Genomic DNA, 16,245 nt, shown 5'->3' on the forward strand with positions numbered 1-16,245 from the left:
GGATGCGTTCCTAGACAGCTCGCACTTCACTCGGAGGTCTTCGTCATGTCCAGCTCGCCACGCCGTCACCAACGTCCATGGTCAGTACACCTAGAGCTCGGCCCAGGATTCCACGATGGTGCGGGCGATGGAGATCGACCCGGGCAGCAGCAGGCGCACGCCCTCCTGCTGCGCCGACCAGTCGCCCAGCGCCAGCGCCTCGCGCACCTCCGCGCGCGTGAACCAGTAGGCCTCGGCGATCTCCCCGTCGGAGAAGGCCAGCGGCTGCTCCGGATCGGCGACCGCCGCGAAGCCCAGCATCAGCGAGCGCGGGAACGGCCAGGGCTGGCTGCCCAGGTAGTGGATGTCGCGGACATCGACACCGACCTCCTCCTTCACCTCGCGTTCCACACAGCGCTCCAGCGATTCGCCCGCCTCGACGAAACCGGCCAGCAGCGAGAACAGCGTCTTCGGCCAGGTGTGCTGGCGACCCAGCAGCACGCGGTCGCCGCCGTCGTGGATCAGGCAGATCACCGCGGGATCGATGCGCGGGAACTCCTCGTGGCCGCCCTCGGTGATCCGTGACCAGCCGCCCTTGACCGCGGCCGTGGCCGAGCCGTCGGCGGCGCTGAAGCCGGCCTTGTCGTGCCAGTTCAGCAGGGCGATGGCGGTGGAGAGCAGGTTCGCGGTGTAGTCGTCCACCTCGGCGGCGGCGACCCGCAGGTCCATCAGCGTGCCGGTGATCTCGTTGTCGCGCACCGCCCACACGTGGCTGTCCGCGCCCAGCCCCAGGAACACCGCGACCGGACTCGGCTCGGCGGACAGCGTGGTGGCCGCGTCCAGCACCAGGGCGCCCGCGTCGAATCGCACCTGACCGCGCTTGTTGACCCGCAGCAGCCGGGCCTGCGCCCAGCCTTCCTTCAGCGCCTGTTCATCGGCGCGCGTCTCCTCGGCACGGTCGACGGCGGCACGGGAGAGCAGGGGGACACCATTCAGCTGAAAGGACACCACTAGAGACTAGCGGCGCGGCAGTGTCTCGCTGAGGGGCGGTGGCCACCGCGGTGTCACTTCTGCGTACGGCGAATGTAGAGCAGTTTGTCGCCCGCCTCGATCGCGTCGACCTCCGGCTCCCCGACCCGGATCAGCGTGCCGCCGCGCACCACACCCAGCACGATATCGCTGAGATGCCGTGGCGAACCGCCGATTTCGGACGGCTCCACCGCGCGCTCGTCGATCGCGAAACCCTGCTCCGGCGTGAGCAGATCCTCCATGATCTCCACGACGTTCGGCGTGGTGGTGGCGACGCCGAGCAGCCGGCCCGCCGTCTCCGAGGAGACCACGACCGAGTCCGCGCCGGATTGCCGCAGCAGATGGGTGTTCTCGGCCTCGCGGACCGCGACCACGATCTTGGCCGCCTTGTTGAGCTCCCGGGCGGTCAGGGTCACCAGCACGGCGGTGTCGTCGCGGTTGGCGGCGACCACCACCGAGGACGCGTTCTGCACGCCCGCCAGTCGCAGCACGTCGGATTGGGTGGCGGAGCCGTGCACCGTGACCAGCCCCGCGTTCGCGGCGGCCTCCAGCGCCACCAGATCGGTGTCGACCACCACGATGTCGGCCGGCTGCACGGCGTCGCCGAGCATGGCGTCGATCGCGGTACGACCCTTCGTGCCGTATCCGACGACCACGGTGTGATTACGCACGCTGCGCCTCCAACGCTGAATCTTGAATGCCTGCCGGGAACGTTCGGTGAGCACGCCGAGGGTGGTGCCGACGAGCACGATGAGGAACAGAACGCGCAGCGGCGTGATGATGATGATGTTGGCCAGCCGGGCGGCCGGCGAGACCGGGGAGATATCGCCGTAGCCGGTGGTCGACAGCGACACCGTCGCGTAGTAGAACGCGTCCAGGAAGGACAATTCGTCCTCGGAGACATCGCGGTACCCGGCGCGGCCCAGGTACACCACCATGGCGGCGGTGAACAGCAGGCCGATCGCGAAGAGCACCCGGCGCAGCAGCTGCGTCCACGGGCTGATCTGTATCTCCGGGATGCGCAGCACGCCCACCAGCGCGAAGTGCGGGCGGGAGGAGACACCGCGTTTGTTCGCGTTCTCCTCGAACTCACTCAACACCGGTCTCACCACCCCTGACGCTGCTCTCGACGAACTCCGGCATGACATCTCGCTCCGGCACGACCGGGAGCCTACCGCGAGATCGGCTCGTTTCCCGGCCGAGGCGCACCACCCGATTCCGGGCCCGCCGCGGCCGGGCGGCTCGACGGGAGGGGCCCGCGGATGTCAGGGTGAGCCATGGCTCAGATCGAAACCGACACCGGGCGCCGCCCCGCGCTGGCCTTGGCCGCGGTGCTGTTCGGCAGCGGTGTCCTGCACTTCGCCTTTCCGAACCCGTGGGACACGATCGTGCCCCGCGCGCTGCCCGGCCCCGCCCGGACCTACACCTACGCCTCCGGCGCGGCCGAGATCGGCGTGGCCGCCGCGCTGGCGCTGCCGCGCACCCGCGGCTTCGGCGGGCGGCTGGCGGCGCTGCTGTTCCTGGCGGTGTTCCCCGCCAACGTGCAGCACTGCGTCGACACGCTGCGCAGCGAGAAGGCGCCCGGATTCCTGAAAGTGGGTACGGTGCTGCGGCTTCCGTTGCAGATCCCGCTGATCACGCAGGCGCTGAAGGTGAGTCGCCGAGCCCGGTAGGCGGCGGGGCCGAGTTGCGGATCAGCTCGGCCAATTCGGCCGCGCCCGGTAGTGCGCGCGGCCGGACGGTGCGGCCGGTCCGGACGTAATGGAAAGCGGCGCTGATCTTCTCGAGGATTTCGGTCTCGGTGCCGCCGGTGCGCGCGGCCATCAGGCGGGCCCAGGCCAGCCGGTAGATTGCCAGCTGCATCGCGACGGCGGGTTCGTCGGCGGGGGTGGGCACGGCGCCGGTCTTCCAGTCGACCACGACCCAGCCGCCGCCGGGCTCGGTGAACACGGCGTCCATCCGGCCGCGGATCACGGTGCCCGCGATCGAGGTCTCGAACGGGATCTCGACTTCGATCGGGCTGCGATGCGCCCACGGGGAATTCAGGAACGCGTCCTGCATGCGGGTCAGCTCGGCGTCCAAGCCCGCGTCCGCGGTCTCCGGTTCGCCGCCGCCGGGCAGCTGATCCAGGCCGACCAGGCGGCTGTCACTGAACCAGCGCTGCACCCACGCGTGGAACGCGGTGCCCCGGCGGGCCAGCGGATTCGGCGGGAACGGGAGCGGGCGGCGCAGGCGCCGAGCGAGTTTCGCCGGATCCGCGCGCATCTCCACCAGCGCGGTCGCCGGAATCTGGCCCGGGAGTTCCACCTCCTCCGCCGCGGCTTGGTCGGCTTCGAACTCGGCCAGCAGGGCGTCGACGTCGGCGGCCCAGCCGTCCGGGTCGTCCGGGTCGGACGGTGGGGCGTATTCGTCCGGAGGGAAGACGAAATCGTCCGGTAGAGGGGCGTATTCGTCGAGGAGCGGCGGGAGGTCGTCGGGGTCGGCGAAAGTCACCAAGGGGTGCGCGAAGTCGTCGGGTGGGGGTTCGAAATCGTCCGGGGGGACGAGATCCTCGGGTGCGGGCATCGCGTGCTCGTGCTCGTCCGGCGGCGGAATCTCCCCCAGCGCTGCCGAATCGGTCACAGTGGGATCCGTCGTCGCGGGGTCGGCCGCCGCGGGGTCGCTCGACGCGGGATCGGTCACCCCAGGATCCGCCGCCGCGAAGTCGCTCGACGCGGGGTCGCTCGACGTGGAATCGGGCCTCAGGTTCTCCTCTTGTGCGGCGTCGCCCTCCCCCGGATTCTCGCCGGTGCCGGCTGATGTGGGAGATTGCCCGGGGCGCACGAAATCCGGGGGCAGCGGGACCGAGACGGTGGACAACTGCGCACGCTCCCACGGCGTGGCCAGGCGGGGTCGCGGGGCCGAGCCGCTGAAGCGCGGGAAGAGCGATTCCGGGAGCTTGCCCGCGCCGGACTTCGCGTCGTTCGGCGCAGCGGCGCTGGTGTCCGCGCTGCCCGGCTGGTCGGACAGCTGTGCGGATTCCGGGAGCGCAGCTGAGCCGGCTGTGTGCGTGGCGGCCGGTTCCGCAGGCTGATCTGCTTCCGTGGCCGCCGGACCCGCAGACTGCTCTGCTCGCGCGGCGGCCGGACCCGCTGACTGGCCTGCTCGCGCGGCCGCCGGACCCGCAGGCTGCTCTGCTCGCGCGGCGACTGGATCCGCAGACTGCTCTGCTCGCGCGGCCGCTGGATCCGCAGACTGCTCTGCTCGCGCGGCCGCCGGATCCGCCGACCCGGTGTGATCGGGTCCCGGTGCGCCGGGCGACGGTGGTTGGCTGCCCGAGGCCGCGGGTTGGCGGGCCCGGGTGCGGAGTTCGGCCAGGGCGGCGCGGACCATCGCGGCGCCCTGTTCGATCGGGTCGCGGCGGGGGCCGAGGGGGTCGCGGGGCCATTCGGCGGTGGCGGGGTTGTCGGTGAAGGGGTTGACGGCGTCGGGGGCGGGCGGGTCGTCCCAGCGGGGGATGTCGATGTCGCCGGTGGCGCGGGCGGCGTGCTCGAGCTCCAGGAGGAAGTCGGAGGGGCCCTTGGGGGCGGAGCCGGTTTCGGCCCAGTGGTGGGCCGAAACCAGCAGGACGCGTTCGGTTCTGGTGAGGGCGACATAGAACAGGCGGCGGTCCTCGTCGAGGCGGCGGCGCTCCAGGGCTTCCTTGTGGGCCTTGATGGCGCGTTCCAGATCGGCGCGATCGTAGAGATCGGACAGTTCCAGGACCGGGACACCCTCGGCGGCGTCCTCCTGGATGCGGTCACCGCGCAGGGTGGTGGGCAGTTCGGCCAGGGCGCCGAGCCAGGTGCCGGACGCGGCGCCGGAGGGGAACACGCCGCGCACCACGTGCGGCACCGCGACGATCTCCCATTCCAGGCCCTTGGCGGCATGCACGGTCAGCACCTGCACGCGGTCCTTCGCGACCTCCACTTCGCCCGGCTCCAAACCGTTCTCGACGGATTCGGCGGCGGCGAAGAAGGCCAGCAGGCCGCTCAGCGAGGCGCCCGTATCGGCGGCGTAGCCCGCGACGACCTCGGCGAAGGCGTCCAAATGCTCACGGCCGGCGCCGGTTCCGGCCATGGCCCGGCGCGCCTGGGTCTCCACCCCGACGCCGATGGTGCGCTCCACGTCGGCGACCAACTCGGCCAGCGGCTGACCGCTGCGCTCGCGCAGGGCGCCCAGCTCCCGCCCGAGCGCCTCGATTCTGACGAATCCGGTCTCCGAATAGTTCTCCGCGTCACCGGGATCGGCGATCGCGTCGGCGAGTCCGGCCTGCTCGGTGGGCTCGGGCGCCACCTCGCGCAGCGCCGCGGCGAGCGTGGCACTGTCGGTGATCTCGCCCGAGTCGCCGCCGGACAGCCTGCTGATCGAGAGGTCGCGCGCCCGGCGGGCGAGCGCGGCAATGTCCGCGACGCCGATGCGCCAGCGGGCGCCGGTGAGAATGCGCATGGCGGCGCTGCCCGCGGCGGGCTCGGCGATCAGGCGCAGCGTCGCCACGATGTCGGCCACCTCCGGGGTGGCGAGGAGGCCGCCCAGGCCCACGATCTCCACCGGAAGTCCTTGCGCGCGCAAGGCTTCGGCCAGTGGAGAGGCATCGGCATTGCGCCGGACCAGAACCGCGGAGGTGGGTGGCGGCTCCCCGGCGGCCCGGCGCAGCGCCCACTCCTCGGCGATCCGTTCCGCGACCCGGACCCGTTCCTCGGCAACGGTTTCGGTCAACGCCAGCTCGACGACCCCCGGCCCCGCACCCGGCTTGGCGCGCAGCGCGTCGACGGTCACACCGCCCTTGTCGAGAGCACTGCGGCGCAGGGGATCCGCCACCAGATTGGCCACGGCGAGCGCCTCGGGCGGGTTCCGCCAGCTGGTGAGCAGCGGCAGCGTCGGCGCGGGAATGCCTGGCGCACTGGGGAAGTCGGTGGCGAATCGGGGCAGATTCGCGGCCGAGGCGCCGCGCCAGCCGTAGATCGACTGCATCGGGTCGCCCACCGCCGTGACCGCCAGCCGCGGCAAGCCCGGGTCCGCGTCCGAGCTCTGCGCGGACGACTCGGAGCCAGGAGTCCCCGCGGGGCCGCGGGACGGGCGAGCCTCGGCAATCGGCGCGTTCCCGCCGAAAAGTGAAGCGAGCAGGACACGTTGGGCGTGGCCCGTGTCCTGGTACTCGTCGAGCAGCACCAGGCGGAAGCGGGCGCGTTCGGCGACCGCGACCTCGGGGTGTTCGGCGGCGAGACGGGCCGCGAGCGACATCTGGGCGCCGAAATCCAGGGCGCCGCGGCGGCGCAGGGCCTCGGCCAGCTGCTGCACCAGCGGCAGCAGCGCGACGCGTTCCTGCTGGACCTCGAGGATGCCACGCAGGGTCTGGCTGGGCCCGCCGCGCTGTCGCGGGCCGGGCGGCAGGCTGTACACCAGCTTTTCCAGTTCGGTGTGTGCCTCGGCGAGTTGCTCGGCCTCCACCAGATGCTCGGCGAGCTGACCGGACAGCGCCAGCACCGCCTCGGTCACCGACACCGGGGTGCGGTCGGTGTCCAGATCGCCGTCCCAATTGCGGACCACCTGGTGCGCCAGCTGCCACAGCTGGGTCTGGGTGAGCAACGTGGCCGACGGTTCCACCGGCAGCAGCAGACCGTGTTCGGTCAGCAGCCGCCCCGCGTAGGAGTGGTAGGTACTGATCTCGGGTTCGGCGCCGGCCAGCCGCGAACGCAACTCACCGCTGGAATCCAGTTCGCGCAGCAGCGGCGCGCCCGCCAGCCGCGCGAGCCTGGTCCGGATCCGGGAGGTCAGCTGCTGCGCGGCTTTGCGGGTGAACGTCAGCCCGAGCACCTGATCCGGCAGCACCAGCCGATTGGCGACCATCCACACCACCCGAGCCGCCATCGTCTCGGTCTTGCCCGCCCCGGCACCGGCCACCACCAGCGTCGGCCCGGCGGGCGCGGCGATCACCGCCGCCTGCTCCTCGGTCGGCGGCGGCAGCCCCAGCGCCTCCGCCAGCTGCTGCGGCGTCACTCGCGTCACGACGCGGCCTCCGCACCGGCGGACTCGGTCGAGCGCTCCCCCGGGGGTGGCGTGGCGGGCGGGGTCGGGGTCACCCGAGTCATTCCATCACCCCCGGGCCGGCGGGCGGGGATGCGACGCTCATTCGTCGGTCACCTGTCGGCCGCTGTCCTGCACGGGACAGGAGCCGGAGACCGCGCAGTGGCGGCAGCCGTCGTTGCGCATGGCGAGGTAGCTGGGGCCGCGGGTGGCGGAGGCGGCATCGTGGATGGTGGTGCGCCACTCGTTCAGGGCCTCGGGGTCCAGCGGGGGTTGCAGGCGCTGGGTGGCACCCTCCTTGGCGCTGGGCTTCGCGACGTAGACGAGGCGCGCGCCGCCCGGTTCGGACATGGGGGCGGAATCCGCCGCCGCGTCGGCGGCGCCGGACTCGGCGGGATCGCTGGAGGTCTCGGTGGTATCCGTAGCCGCGTCCGCCTCGGCGAGGGCGGCGTCGAGCGCGCCCATCGCCGCGGCGACCTGATAGGTGGCCAGCTGAGCGTGATCGACGGCGGCCTGCTTGGTGATCGGCGTCTTGCCGGTTTTCACGTCGACGATCACGAAGCGGCCCTGGGCATCGCGCTCGAGGCGGTCGACCCGGCCGCGAATGCGGACGGCGCGCTCGCCCTCGGCGCGGGCGGGCAACTCGCAGTCGACGGGGATCTCGACGCCCGCCTGGGTGAGTTCGCCGCGCGTGTTGTGCACCCAGGCCATGAAGGTTTGCAGCATGGCCTCGGTGCGGCGCAGTTCCTGGCGGGAATGCCAGCCGGTGCCGGGATCGATGGCACGCCAGGCCTTGTCGAGGGCGGCGCGCACCTGGGATTCGGGGACGCGGCCCGCGAGCGCCTGCACCAGCGTGTGCACCAGGTTGCCCTTGACCGCGTGCGGGTTGTCGCCGTCGGTGCCGCCGTGGCGTTCCAGCGCCCAGCGCAGCGGGCAGGTGCGCAGCAGCTCCACGGTGGACGGCGACAGTGCCACGGCGCTGTCGCCGTCGGCCCACAGGCTGCTCTCGGAGCTGAGATCGGCGGTGCCGTACCAGTCTTCGGGGTGGGTGCCGGGCACCCCGGCCTGTGCGAGCCGGGCCAGCTGGTGCGCGGCGCGGCCGCGGCGCTCCGGGTCGGCGCCGGGATCGCAGACCACGCCCCGCAATTCGGCGACCAGCGAATGCATCACCAGCGCGCGACCCGGGTCGGCGATGGGCAGCACGCCGGGTTCGCTGTCGTCGTCGTGGCCGAGCAGTTCGGCGAGGAAGCGCGAGGGCACGAGATCGCGTTCCCCCGAGACGGATTCGACCGCGGTCACCAGCAGGGAGCGCCGGGCCCGGCTGCACGCGACGAGCAGCAGCCGGCGTTCCTCGGCCAGAATCGGCGCGGCCCGGCTTACCTGTTCGCCGAGTTCGATGCCCGCGGTGAGATCGACCAGATCCTCGGTGTGCAGGAGCGTGCCGCGCGGACGGGTGTTGGGCCAGATCCCCTCCTGCACGGCGGCGACCGCGACCACATCCCACTCCCGGCCCGCCGCGGCGTGCGCGCTCAGCAGCGCGATCGCCGCACCCGGAGCGGTGAGCGGCGCGGTGTCCTGCGGAATCTCCTGCTGCACAAGATAATCGACGAAACCCTCGATACCGGCCCGGGGCAGACGATCCACGTAGGCGGCGGCCGCGTCGAAGAGGCCGACGGCGGCGTCGAGATCGCGGTCGGCCTGCATGCCGGACGCGCCGCCGCGTTCGGACTGCGTCACCCAGCGCCGCTCCAGCTGCGAAGCGCTCCACAGCGCCCACATCACGTCTTCGAGCCCGGATCCGCCCTTGCGCGCCGTCTGCGCCCGATCCAGCGCGTCCAGCACCCGGCGCAGCGGACGCGCCTCGACATCGGTGAGCTTGTCCATGATCGCGCGATCGATCTCGCCGATCAGCAAGCCGCGCAGCACTTCCGCCGAGGACAACTCGAGCAGCGCGGCGAGGTCCAGGGTGGCCCCGGTTTCGTCCTCGGGCACACCCGGTCCCGGCGCGCGCCGCTCCGGTTCGACCGGCACCACCGGCGGGCGTCCGCGCCTGCTGTCGTCGGCGTGCTCGGCGACCTCCAGCCCCCAGTCCAGATCGCCGCCGTACCAATCGGATTCGCTGACCCACTGATCCGGATCGTAGGCGGCCCATTCCGGGTCGTCCGGTTCGTCGAGTCCGGCAGGGGCCTCCTGCGAAGTCGGCGGGGCGGTGTCGGCGGCGGACAGCTCGGGCTCCCCCGCACCCCGCGCGCCCTTACGCTGCGACTCCAGCACGCTGCGCCGGATACCGCGCCGCAACCGCCGCAACGTGATCTGGTCGGCGCCGCCGAGCGGTCCGCCGAGCAGATCCAGCGCGTCGTCGGCGGTGAACAACTCCGCGGCGGCACCGCGCGACCGCTCGGCGGCCAGCAGCGCGCGCAGCGCGAGCAGCATCCAGGCCGCGCCGCGCCGCCGCGCCAGCGGCACGTCGAGCGCGGGCTGCTGCACCGGGACGCCGGCCGCGAGCAGCGCGCGGCGCAGCGGGGCCAGCGACAGCGGCACCGAGCGCACGATCACCGCCATGCGCGACCACGGCACCCCCTGGGTGAGGTGGGCCCGGCGCAAATGGTCAGCGATCAGCGCGGCCTCCTTGGCGGGCGTGGCCAGCACGCGCACCCGGACCGTGCTGCCGTCCGGGTCCGGTTCCTCGGCGCGGGACGGCAGCGTGAAACGCTGCGGCGCGCTGCCCGGCAACCTGGCGGCGACCCGGGCGAGCGCGAGGTGCACGGTGGCGCCGGAGCGCTGGTTGCGGCGCAGCACGATCCGGCGCTCGGCGGGCACGTCCAGGTCGGCGACGAAGCCGGCGTCCGCGCCCCGGAAGGTGAACACGGCTTGATCCGGATCGCCCGCGACGACGGCGGTGTGCGCGGCGGTGCCGATCACCCGGACCAGCAGCGCGGCCTGCGGGTCCAGGTGCTGGGCGTCGTCGACCAGCAGGTACCGGATGCGATTGCGTTCGGCGGCGAGCAGATTCGGGTCGGCGGCGAGCGCGTCCAGGGCGGCGCCGATCAGTTCGGCGGCGTCCAGCGCCGGAGCGGTGGCCTCGGGCGCCTCCACGCCGACCGACCAGCGCAGCAGCATCGCCTGCTCGTAGCGCACCGCGAAGCGGCCGGCCGCGACCCACTCGGACTTGCCGTGCTCACGGCCCAGCTTGATCAGATCCTCGGGGCCGATGCCGCGTTCGGTGGCCCGCAGCATCAGATCGCGCAACTGTTCGGCGAAGCCGCCGAGCGCGAGCGCGGGCTGGAGCCGCTGCGGCCACAGCGCGTCGTTGCCGTCGGCGATGTCCGTCAAGTCCCCGCGCAGCATTTCGCGCAGCACGGCATCCTGCTCGGCACCGGTCAGCAAACGCGGCGGCGGGTTGCCGTGCACCAGAGCGTGTCTGCGCAGCACCGAGAACGCGTAGGAGTGCAGGGTGCGCACCAGCGGCTCCCGGGTGGCGCCGGGCACGCCGCCCTCGACCCCGTCGGGCCCGGCCAACCGCGCCGTCACGGCGTCGCGCACGGTGCGCGCCGCCTGCTTGGAATGGGTCAGGAGCAGCACGGATTCCGGATCCGCGCCCGCCGCGATCCGTTCGGCCGCCAAGTCGATCAGCAACGATGTCTTGCCGGTGCCCGGCCCGCCGAGCACCTGCCACGGGCGCCACCCCGGTCGCACCGCCTCGCCCGCGGCGTGGGCTTCGAACAGCGCGCGCACCTCGGCGCCCCAGAGCCGCGCTCCGGGTGCCGCTGCGTTCCGGCGAACTAGTCGCACCGCGCTATCCGATCGCACCACGCGGGCTATTGCAACAGACACGACCGACACACCGGGCGGCCACTCCGTACAGACGTAGTCGACATCACCGTCGCCGCTCGTTCATCCGGCGGTCGCGCCCGGGTCATCCCCGCCGCCCGGGGGCGCACAGGAGCCGAACCGGATAGGTTGGACGCCATGCTCGTGCGAAGGGGTGGGGCACTGCGAGCCGCCGCCGTCATTGCTGTCTTGTCGGGGTTGCTGGCCGGGTGTGGTGCGGACGCGGAGCCGGAGCGGAACGCGCTCCAGCCCGCGCTGGCGCGGCCGGCGAAGATCGCGTTCGACGACTCGGAGTCGATCTTCCTGATGAACGCCGACGGCACCGGGGTCGCCCGGATCGCCGCGGGCCGGGAACCGCGCTTCGCCGCCGACGGCACCAAGCTGGTCTTCGGCGGCGGCTCGATCGCCACCGCGGCGGCCGACGGCAGCGAGGTCCGCGAGCTCACCGAGGGCGGCTACGGCCCCAGCTTCTCCCCCGACGGCTCCCGGATCGTGTTCGCGCGCGGCGGCGCCCTCTACGTGATGAACGCCGACGGCGCCGAGGTGCGGCGGCTCGGCGAGCTGCCCGGCCCGACCGGTCCCAATCAACCCTCCTCGCAGAGCCCGGTGTTCTCGCCCGACGGCTCGACGATCGCTTTCACCCGCGCCAACACCATCTGGGTGATGGCCGCCGACGGGACGAACCCCCGGCCGCTGCTCACCGACGCGCATCAGAACACCGATCCGGTCTTCGCTCCGGACGGCGCGAGCATCGTCTTCAGCAGCAACCGGGCCGGCGGGAAGCGCGCCACGATCCATGTGATGGACGCCGACGGCGGCAATGTCCGCGCGCTGACCACCGAGTGGAGCGTGGGCCCCGCGTTCTCCCCCGACGGGACCAGGATCGTGTACACCCGCCCGCGTTCCGCGCCGGAGTCCGGCGCCGAGCTCTGGGTGATGAACCGCGACGGCAGCGACCAGCGCCGGCTGACCGACCCGAATCGGGTTGCCCAGCACGCCAGTTGGGGTGCTGGCTCCGAGCGCTGAGCGGGCGGCCGTGCGCGCCGCGCGGACAGCCGACAGAATGGGCCCGGTGTCCACTCTGAATGTTCATCGATTCGGCCCGGCGAGCGGGCCGGTGGTGCTGGCCCTGCACGGGTTGACCGGGCACGGGCAGCGCTGGGCCGCACTCGCCGGCGAGTACCTGCCCGAGGTCCGGATCCTCGCGCCGGATCTGCGCGGGCACGGCCGGTCCACCGCCCTGCCGCCGTGGGATTTCGAGACGATCGTCGCCGATCTGGTGACGCTGCTGGCCGCGGAGACGACCGATCCGGTGCTCGTGGTGGGTCATTCCTTCGGTGGCGCGTCCGGGCTGCATCTGGCGCACCGGCACCCGGAGCTGGTGCGCGGGCTGGTGCTGCTGGATCCCGCGATCGCGCTCGATCCGGGCCTGCTGCACGACATCGCGCTGCGCGGGATCACCCATCCGGACTACCCCGACGTCGCGGCGGCGCGTAGCGACAAGCTGGCCAGCGCCTGGCACGACGTCGAGCCCCGGATGCTGGAGGCCGAACTGGCCGAGCATCTCGAGCCCACCGGCGACGGCCGGGTGGCGTGGCGGCTCGGGCTGCCCGCGATCACGTCCTACTGGGGTCAGCTGGCGCGGGCGTTCGTGCTGCCGCCCGCCCGGCTGCCCACGGTGCTGGTGCAGGCGATGAAGGTGCAGCCGCCGTTCGTGACCCCGGACTTCCGCGCGGCGCTGGCGGCGCATCTCGGCGACTGGCTCACGGTGCACGAATTCGACTGCGATCACATGGTCGCCCAGGCCCGGCCCGCCGAAACGGCGGCGCTCATCCGGGCGGCGCTCTAGATGCCGACCACCGACGCGCAGATCGAGCTGGTGCGCGCCCTGGTGGCCCGGATTCCGCCGGGTCGCGTCGCGACCTACGGCGACATCGCCGCGGCCGCCGGTTTGTCCACGCCGCGCACGGTCGGCTGGATCATGCGCACCGACTCCGCCGACCTGCCCTGGCACCGGGTGCTGGGAGCCGGCGGCAAACCCGCGGCACACCTGGCGCACCGGCAGTTGCGGCGGCTCGCGGAGGAGGGCGTCCCGATCCGGGACGGGCGAGTGGACTTGCGCGACGCGCGTTTCCGGTTTTCCGAACTTCCGGATTAGCCAGGCGGTTCGGGTTACCGTTGTCGGATGTCCACTCGACTGGCGTGTGTCGTGTTCGAGGCAGACCGGCCCCGGGCCGTCGCGGATTTCTGGGCCGAATTGCTGGGCTGGTCGGTGACCCTGGACCGCCCGCACGAGGTCGATGTCGCGGCACCCGACCCCGCGGGCATGGACATCGCGCTGACCTTCCTACCCGCCGCCCAGACCAAGACGGGCAAGAACCGCATCCACCTGGATCTGGCCAGCCGATCGCTGGATCACCAACGCGTCCAGGTGGATCGGGCGCTGTCGCTGGGCGCCCGGCGGATCGATATCGGCCAGGGCACGGTGCCGTGGGTGGTGCTCACCGACCCCGAGGGCAACGAATTCTGCGTGCTGGAGCCGCGCGAGCACTATGTCGACACCGGCGCGGTGGCGGCCATCGTCGTCGACACCCGCGATCCGGCCCGGCTCTCGGAGTTCTGGTCCACCGCGTCCGGCTGGCCGGTCGGCCACGCCGGCGCGGAGACGGCGGGCCTGCGGTCGGCGACCGGTCTGGGCTGCTGGCTGGAGTTCGTCCGGACACCGGAGGAGAAGTCGGGCCGCAACCGACTACGACTCACCCTCACCTCCCTGCCCGCCGGAAACCCCGCGGACGACGTCCGGCGCCTGCGCGCCGCCGGCGCCACGCCGCTGATCACCGCCGAACCCGATTTCACCACCGACGCGTTCACCCTGGCCGATCCCGAGACCAACGAATTCGGCATTCTGACAACCACTTCCGACTTCACGCCGGTGTGAGCCGGCGCCACGCCCGGCAGCCGCGCCGCCCGCGGCGCGCCGGGTGGCTCGACCCGCCGGTTTATGCCCGGTGACCTGCGGCGGCGTGCCGCGGGGCGGCCCGGTGCGCGAGGTCGGGCGGCCGGACGAATTAGCATGTCGGCCATGTTGTCTCTAGCCCCGACGCGGCTACCGTGACCGCCGCCGACGCGATCGTGCTCGCCGGCGGGCGGGCCAGCCGGATGGGCGGGGTGGACAAACCCGCGATCGTGATCGGCGGGCGGTCCATGCTGGACGCCGCCCTGGCGGCCGTGGCCGGCTGCGCGCGCACCGTGGTGGTCGGCCCGCATCGGCCCGAGCTGAACCCCGCGATCCTGCAGGTCCGGGAGGTGCCGCCGGGGTCGGGGCCGGTGGCGGCGATCGAGGCGGGGCTGCACGCGCTACAGCCGAATCCCGCGCCGCTGGTGGTGGTGCTGGCGGCGGACATGCCGTTCCTCACCGAGAACGCGATCGGTGAATTGCGCAGACAGGAAACCGAAACCGGCGCGGACGCGGTCTTCGCGGCGGACAACTCCGGTCGGCCGCAGTACCTGATCGGCGTGTGGCGGCGCAGCGCGCTGGTCGCCGCCCTGGCGCAGCTGGAATCGCTGGTCAACCAGCCGATGAAGGCGCTGATTCCGGACGAGACGGTGACCGTGCACCTGGCGGGCGTCGCGGACTGCGACACCACCGAGGAGGTGCGGGCCGCGCAGGCCGCCGCACAGCCGGGCCCGGACCAGCAGCCGCCCGCCATCCGCGCGCTGCCGCTCGACGAGGCCCGGAACCTGCTGCGCACCAGACTTTCCCGTCTTACGGCCTACACCACCGAGCTGCGCGCCGTCCGGGGCGCTGCGCTGGCCGCACCCCTGCTCGCGGCCGGAGCGCTGCCTCGCTTCGATGTCTCTGCCATGGACGGCTACGCCGTGGCCGGTACCGGACCCTGGCAGCTGCGCCGCGATATCGGCTTCGCCGGCGGCCAGCGGCCGGTCGGCCTGCTGCCCGGCGAGGCGGTGCGCATCGCCACCGGCGCGCATGTGCCGGACGGCACCACGGAGGTGCTGCGCGACGAATTCGTCACGGTGGCAACGGATAAGGTGCTGGCGCGTCTGCCGGAGAGCCCGCAGCGCGACGATATCCGGCGCCGCGGCGAGGATCGCAAGCCCGGTGATCTGATCGCCGCCGAGGCCACGCCCGTGACCTCCGGCCTGATCTCGGCCGCGGCGAGCGTCGAGGTCACCGAGGCGCTGGTGCGCGGGCCGGTGCGGGCGCGCATCGTGATGACCGGCGACGAGATTCGCAGCGACGGGCCGCTGCAGCCCGGCCAGACCCGGGACTCGATCGGGCCGGTGCTCCCGGATGTGCTGTCCTGGTACGGCATTCACACCGTCGATCGGGTTCATCTGCGGGACACCCCGACCGGCTTCGACGACGTCCTGGCCAGTACCGGCGAATTCGACGTGCTGGTGATCGTCGGCGCGACCGGCGGCGGCGCCGCGGACCAGCTACGCGGCGCGGTGCAGCGGGCCGAAGCCGAGGTGCTGGTGCCGCGCCTGGAACTGCGGCCCGGCGGATCCACCCTGATCGCCGAATTGCCGCACCGCACAACGCTGCTCGGGCTGCCGGGCAATCCGTTCGCGGCGATCGCGACACTGATGGCGGTGGCGCCCGCGATCGTCGAGGGCCGCACGGGCGCCCATGCCTCCCGGCCCTATCTGGGGCCGCTGCACAACGCCTACTCGGTCGCGGGGCCGATGCCCCGGGTGCTGCCGGCCCGGCGCGGGCCCTTCGGCGGCTTCCTGGCCGAGCCGCACAACTCCACCGCCCACCTGGGCAGCCTGATCGACCGCGACGGACTGGTCATCGTGCCCGCGCACGCCACCGACGGGACCCAGGTGGAATTCCTGCCGATGCACGGCTGAACGCTTACCTCCGGGGTAATTGCCGGGCGTACGGCGGCGGGCATACCTTCGAACGACCCGCTAGTCGAAGGGAAAATCCCATGCCCGCCTATGGTTTCGCGCATTTGCACACCCGCCGCCCGCACCCCGACATCCTGGTGTACCTGGAACGGATCCAGGCCACCCTGGACCCGTTCCACGGCCGCTTCCTGGTCCACGGCCCGCCGCTCGAGGTGCTCGAGGGCGCCTGGCCGGGCAGCATGGTGCTGCTGGAATTCCCGGACCTGGACCAGGCCCGCGCCTGGTACCACTCCCCTGCCTACCAGGAGATCCTGGCGCTGCGCGCCGACCACATCGACGGCGACCTGGTGCTGGTCGACGGCGTCGGGCCCGACTACGACCCGAAGAAGCGCGCCGCGCAATTACGCGCGGAGCTGCCCGCGGTCTGAGTGCTGCGCGTTGGCGACCAGCGCGCACCCAGCCGGAAACGACCCCGCCCACACGCAG

At 72.7% G+C, this 16,245-nt stretch carries 11 protein-coding genes; 7 read left to right on the forward strand and 4 right to left on the reverse strand.

Features of this window, described 5'->3' with window-relative positions; translation table 11 throughout:
- Positions 1-90: 90 nt before the first annotated feature.
- Both nudC and AB0I43_RS34705 read right to left on the reverse strand, forming a co-directional pair.
- Entirely contained in the window at positions 91-990 is a 900-nt protein-coding gene (gene nudC, locus AB0I43_RS34700) for an NAD(+) diphosphatase (protein WP_356975815.1), read from the reverse strand.
- 53 nt (positions 991-1,043) lie between these two features.
- Positions 1,044-2,108, reverse strand: a complete 1,065-nt coding sequence (locus AB0I43_RS34705) for a potassium channel family protein (protein ID WP_356975816.1) — start codon at positions 2,106-2,108, stop codon at positions 1,044-1,046.
- A gap of 177 nt (positions 2,109-2,285) precedes the next feature.
- Here AB0I43_RS34705 and AB0I43_RS34710 point away from each other — a divergent pair, with 177 nt between their 5' ends.
- Entirely contained in the window at positions 2,286-2,681 is a 396-nt protein-coding gene (locus tag AB0I43_RS34710) for a hypothetical protein (RefSeq protein WP_357433365.1), read from the forward strand.
- On the opposite strand, the gene AB0I43_RS34715 is transcribed toward AB0I43_RS34710, so the two are convergent.
- Both AB0I43_RS34715 and AB0I43_RS34720 read right to left on the reverse strand, forming a co-directional pair.
- Positions 2,644-7,035, reverse strand: a complete 4,392-nt coding sequence (locus AB0I43_RS34715) for a UvrD-helicase domain-containing protein (RefSeq protein WP_356975820.1) — start codon at positions 7,033-7,035, stop codon at positions 2,644-2,646. The two genes, AB0I43_RS34710 and AB0I43_RS34715, sit on opposite strands and share 38 nt — an antisense overlap.
- A 120-nt stretch (positions 7,036-7,155) precedes the next feature.
- Positions 7,156-10,788, reverse strand: a complete 3,633-nt coding sequence (locus AB0I43_RS34720) for an ATP-dependent DNA helicase (RefSeq protein WP_357433442.1) — start codon at positions 10,786-10,788, stop codon at positions 7,156-7,158.
- Between the two features lie 234 nt (positions 10,789-11,022).
- On the opposite strand from AB0I43_RS34720, the gene AB0I43_RS34725 reads away from it, so the two are divergent.
- From AB0I43_RS34725 to AB0I43_RS34750, 6 genes are all read left to right on the forward strand, one after another.
- Complete coding sequence (locus AB0I43_RS34725) at positions 11,023-11,910, forward strand: LpqB family beta-propeller domain-containing protein (RefSeq protein ID WP_357433367.1); 888 nt, start codon at positions 11,023-11,025, stop codon at positions 11,908-11,910.
- 37 nt (positions 11,911-11,947) lie between these two features.
- Entirely contained in the window at positions 11,948-12,733 is a 786-nt protein-coding gene (locus tag AB0I43_RS34730) for an alpha/beta fold hydrolase (RefSeq protein WP_357433369.1), read from the forward strand.
- Positions 12,734-13,042: an MGMT family protein gene (locus AB0I43_RS34735; protein WP_356975825.1), complete on the forward strand. Its 309-nt coding sequence runs from the start codon at positions 12,734-12,736 to the stop codon at positions 13,040-13,042.
- 27 nt (positions 13,043-13,069) lie between these two features.
- Positions 13,070-13,822, forward strand: coding sequence for a VOC family protein (locus AB0I43_RS34740; protein WP_356975827.1), 753 nt, complete (start codon positions 13,070-13,072; stop codon positions 13,820-13,822).
- Positions 13,823-13,995: 173 nt separating this feature from the next.
- Complete coding sequence (locus AB0I43_RS34745; protein WP_357433371.1) at positions 13,996-15,759, forward strand: NTP transferase domain-containing protein; 1,764 nt, start codon at positions 13,996-13,998, stop codon at positions 15,757-15,759.
- An 80-nt stretch (positions 15,760-15,839) separates the two neighbouring features.
- A complete protein-coding gene (locus AB0I43_RS34750) occupies positions 15,840-16,187 on the forward strand; it encodes a DUF1330 domain-containing protein (protein WP_356975831.1) in 348 nt (115 codons plus the stop codon).
- Positions 16,188-16,245 lie beyond the last annotated feature (58 nt).

This window comes from Nocardia sp. NPDC050435, from assembly GCF_040655395.1.
Taxonomy (GTDB): Bacteria; Actinomycetota; Actinomycetes; order Mycobacteriales; family Mycobacteriaceae; genus Nocardia.

Bases quoted from the DNA above. Each gene is read 5' to 3' on its own strand.
- AB0I43_RS34710 (WP_357433365.1), top strand. From the start codon at position 2,286: ATGGCTCAGATCGAAACCGACACCGGGCGCCGCCCCGCGCTGGCCTTG.
- AB0I43_RS34725 (WP_357433367.1), top strand. From the start codon at position 11,023: ATGCTCGTGCGAAGGGGTGGGGCACTGCGAGCCGCCGCCGTCATTGCT.
- AB0I43_RS34730 (WP_357433369.1), top strand. From the start codon at position 11,948: ATGGGCCCGGTGTCCACTCTGAATGTTCATCGATTCGGCCCGGCGAGC.
- AB0I43_RS34735 (WP_356975825.1), top strand. From the start codon at position 12,734: ATGCCGACCACCGACGCGCAGATCGAGCTGGTGCGCGCCCTGGTGGCC.
- AB0I43_RS34740 (WP_356975827.1), top strand. From the start codon at position 13,070: ATGTCCACTCGACTGGCGTGTGTCGTGTTCGAGGCAGACCGGCCCCGG.
- AB0I43_RS34750 (WP_356975831.1), top strand. From the start codon at position 15,840: ATGCCCGCCTATGGTTTCGCGCATTTGCACACCCGCCGCCCGCACCCC.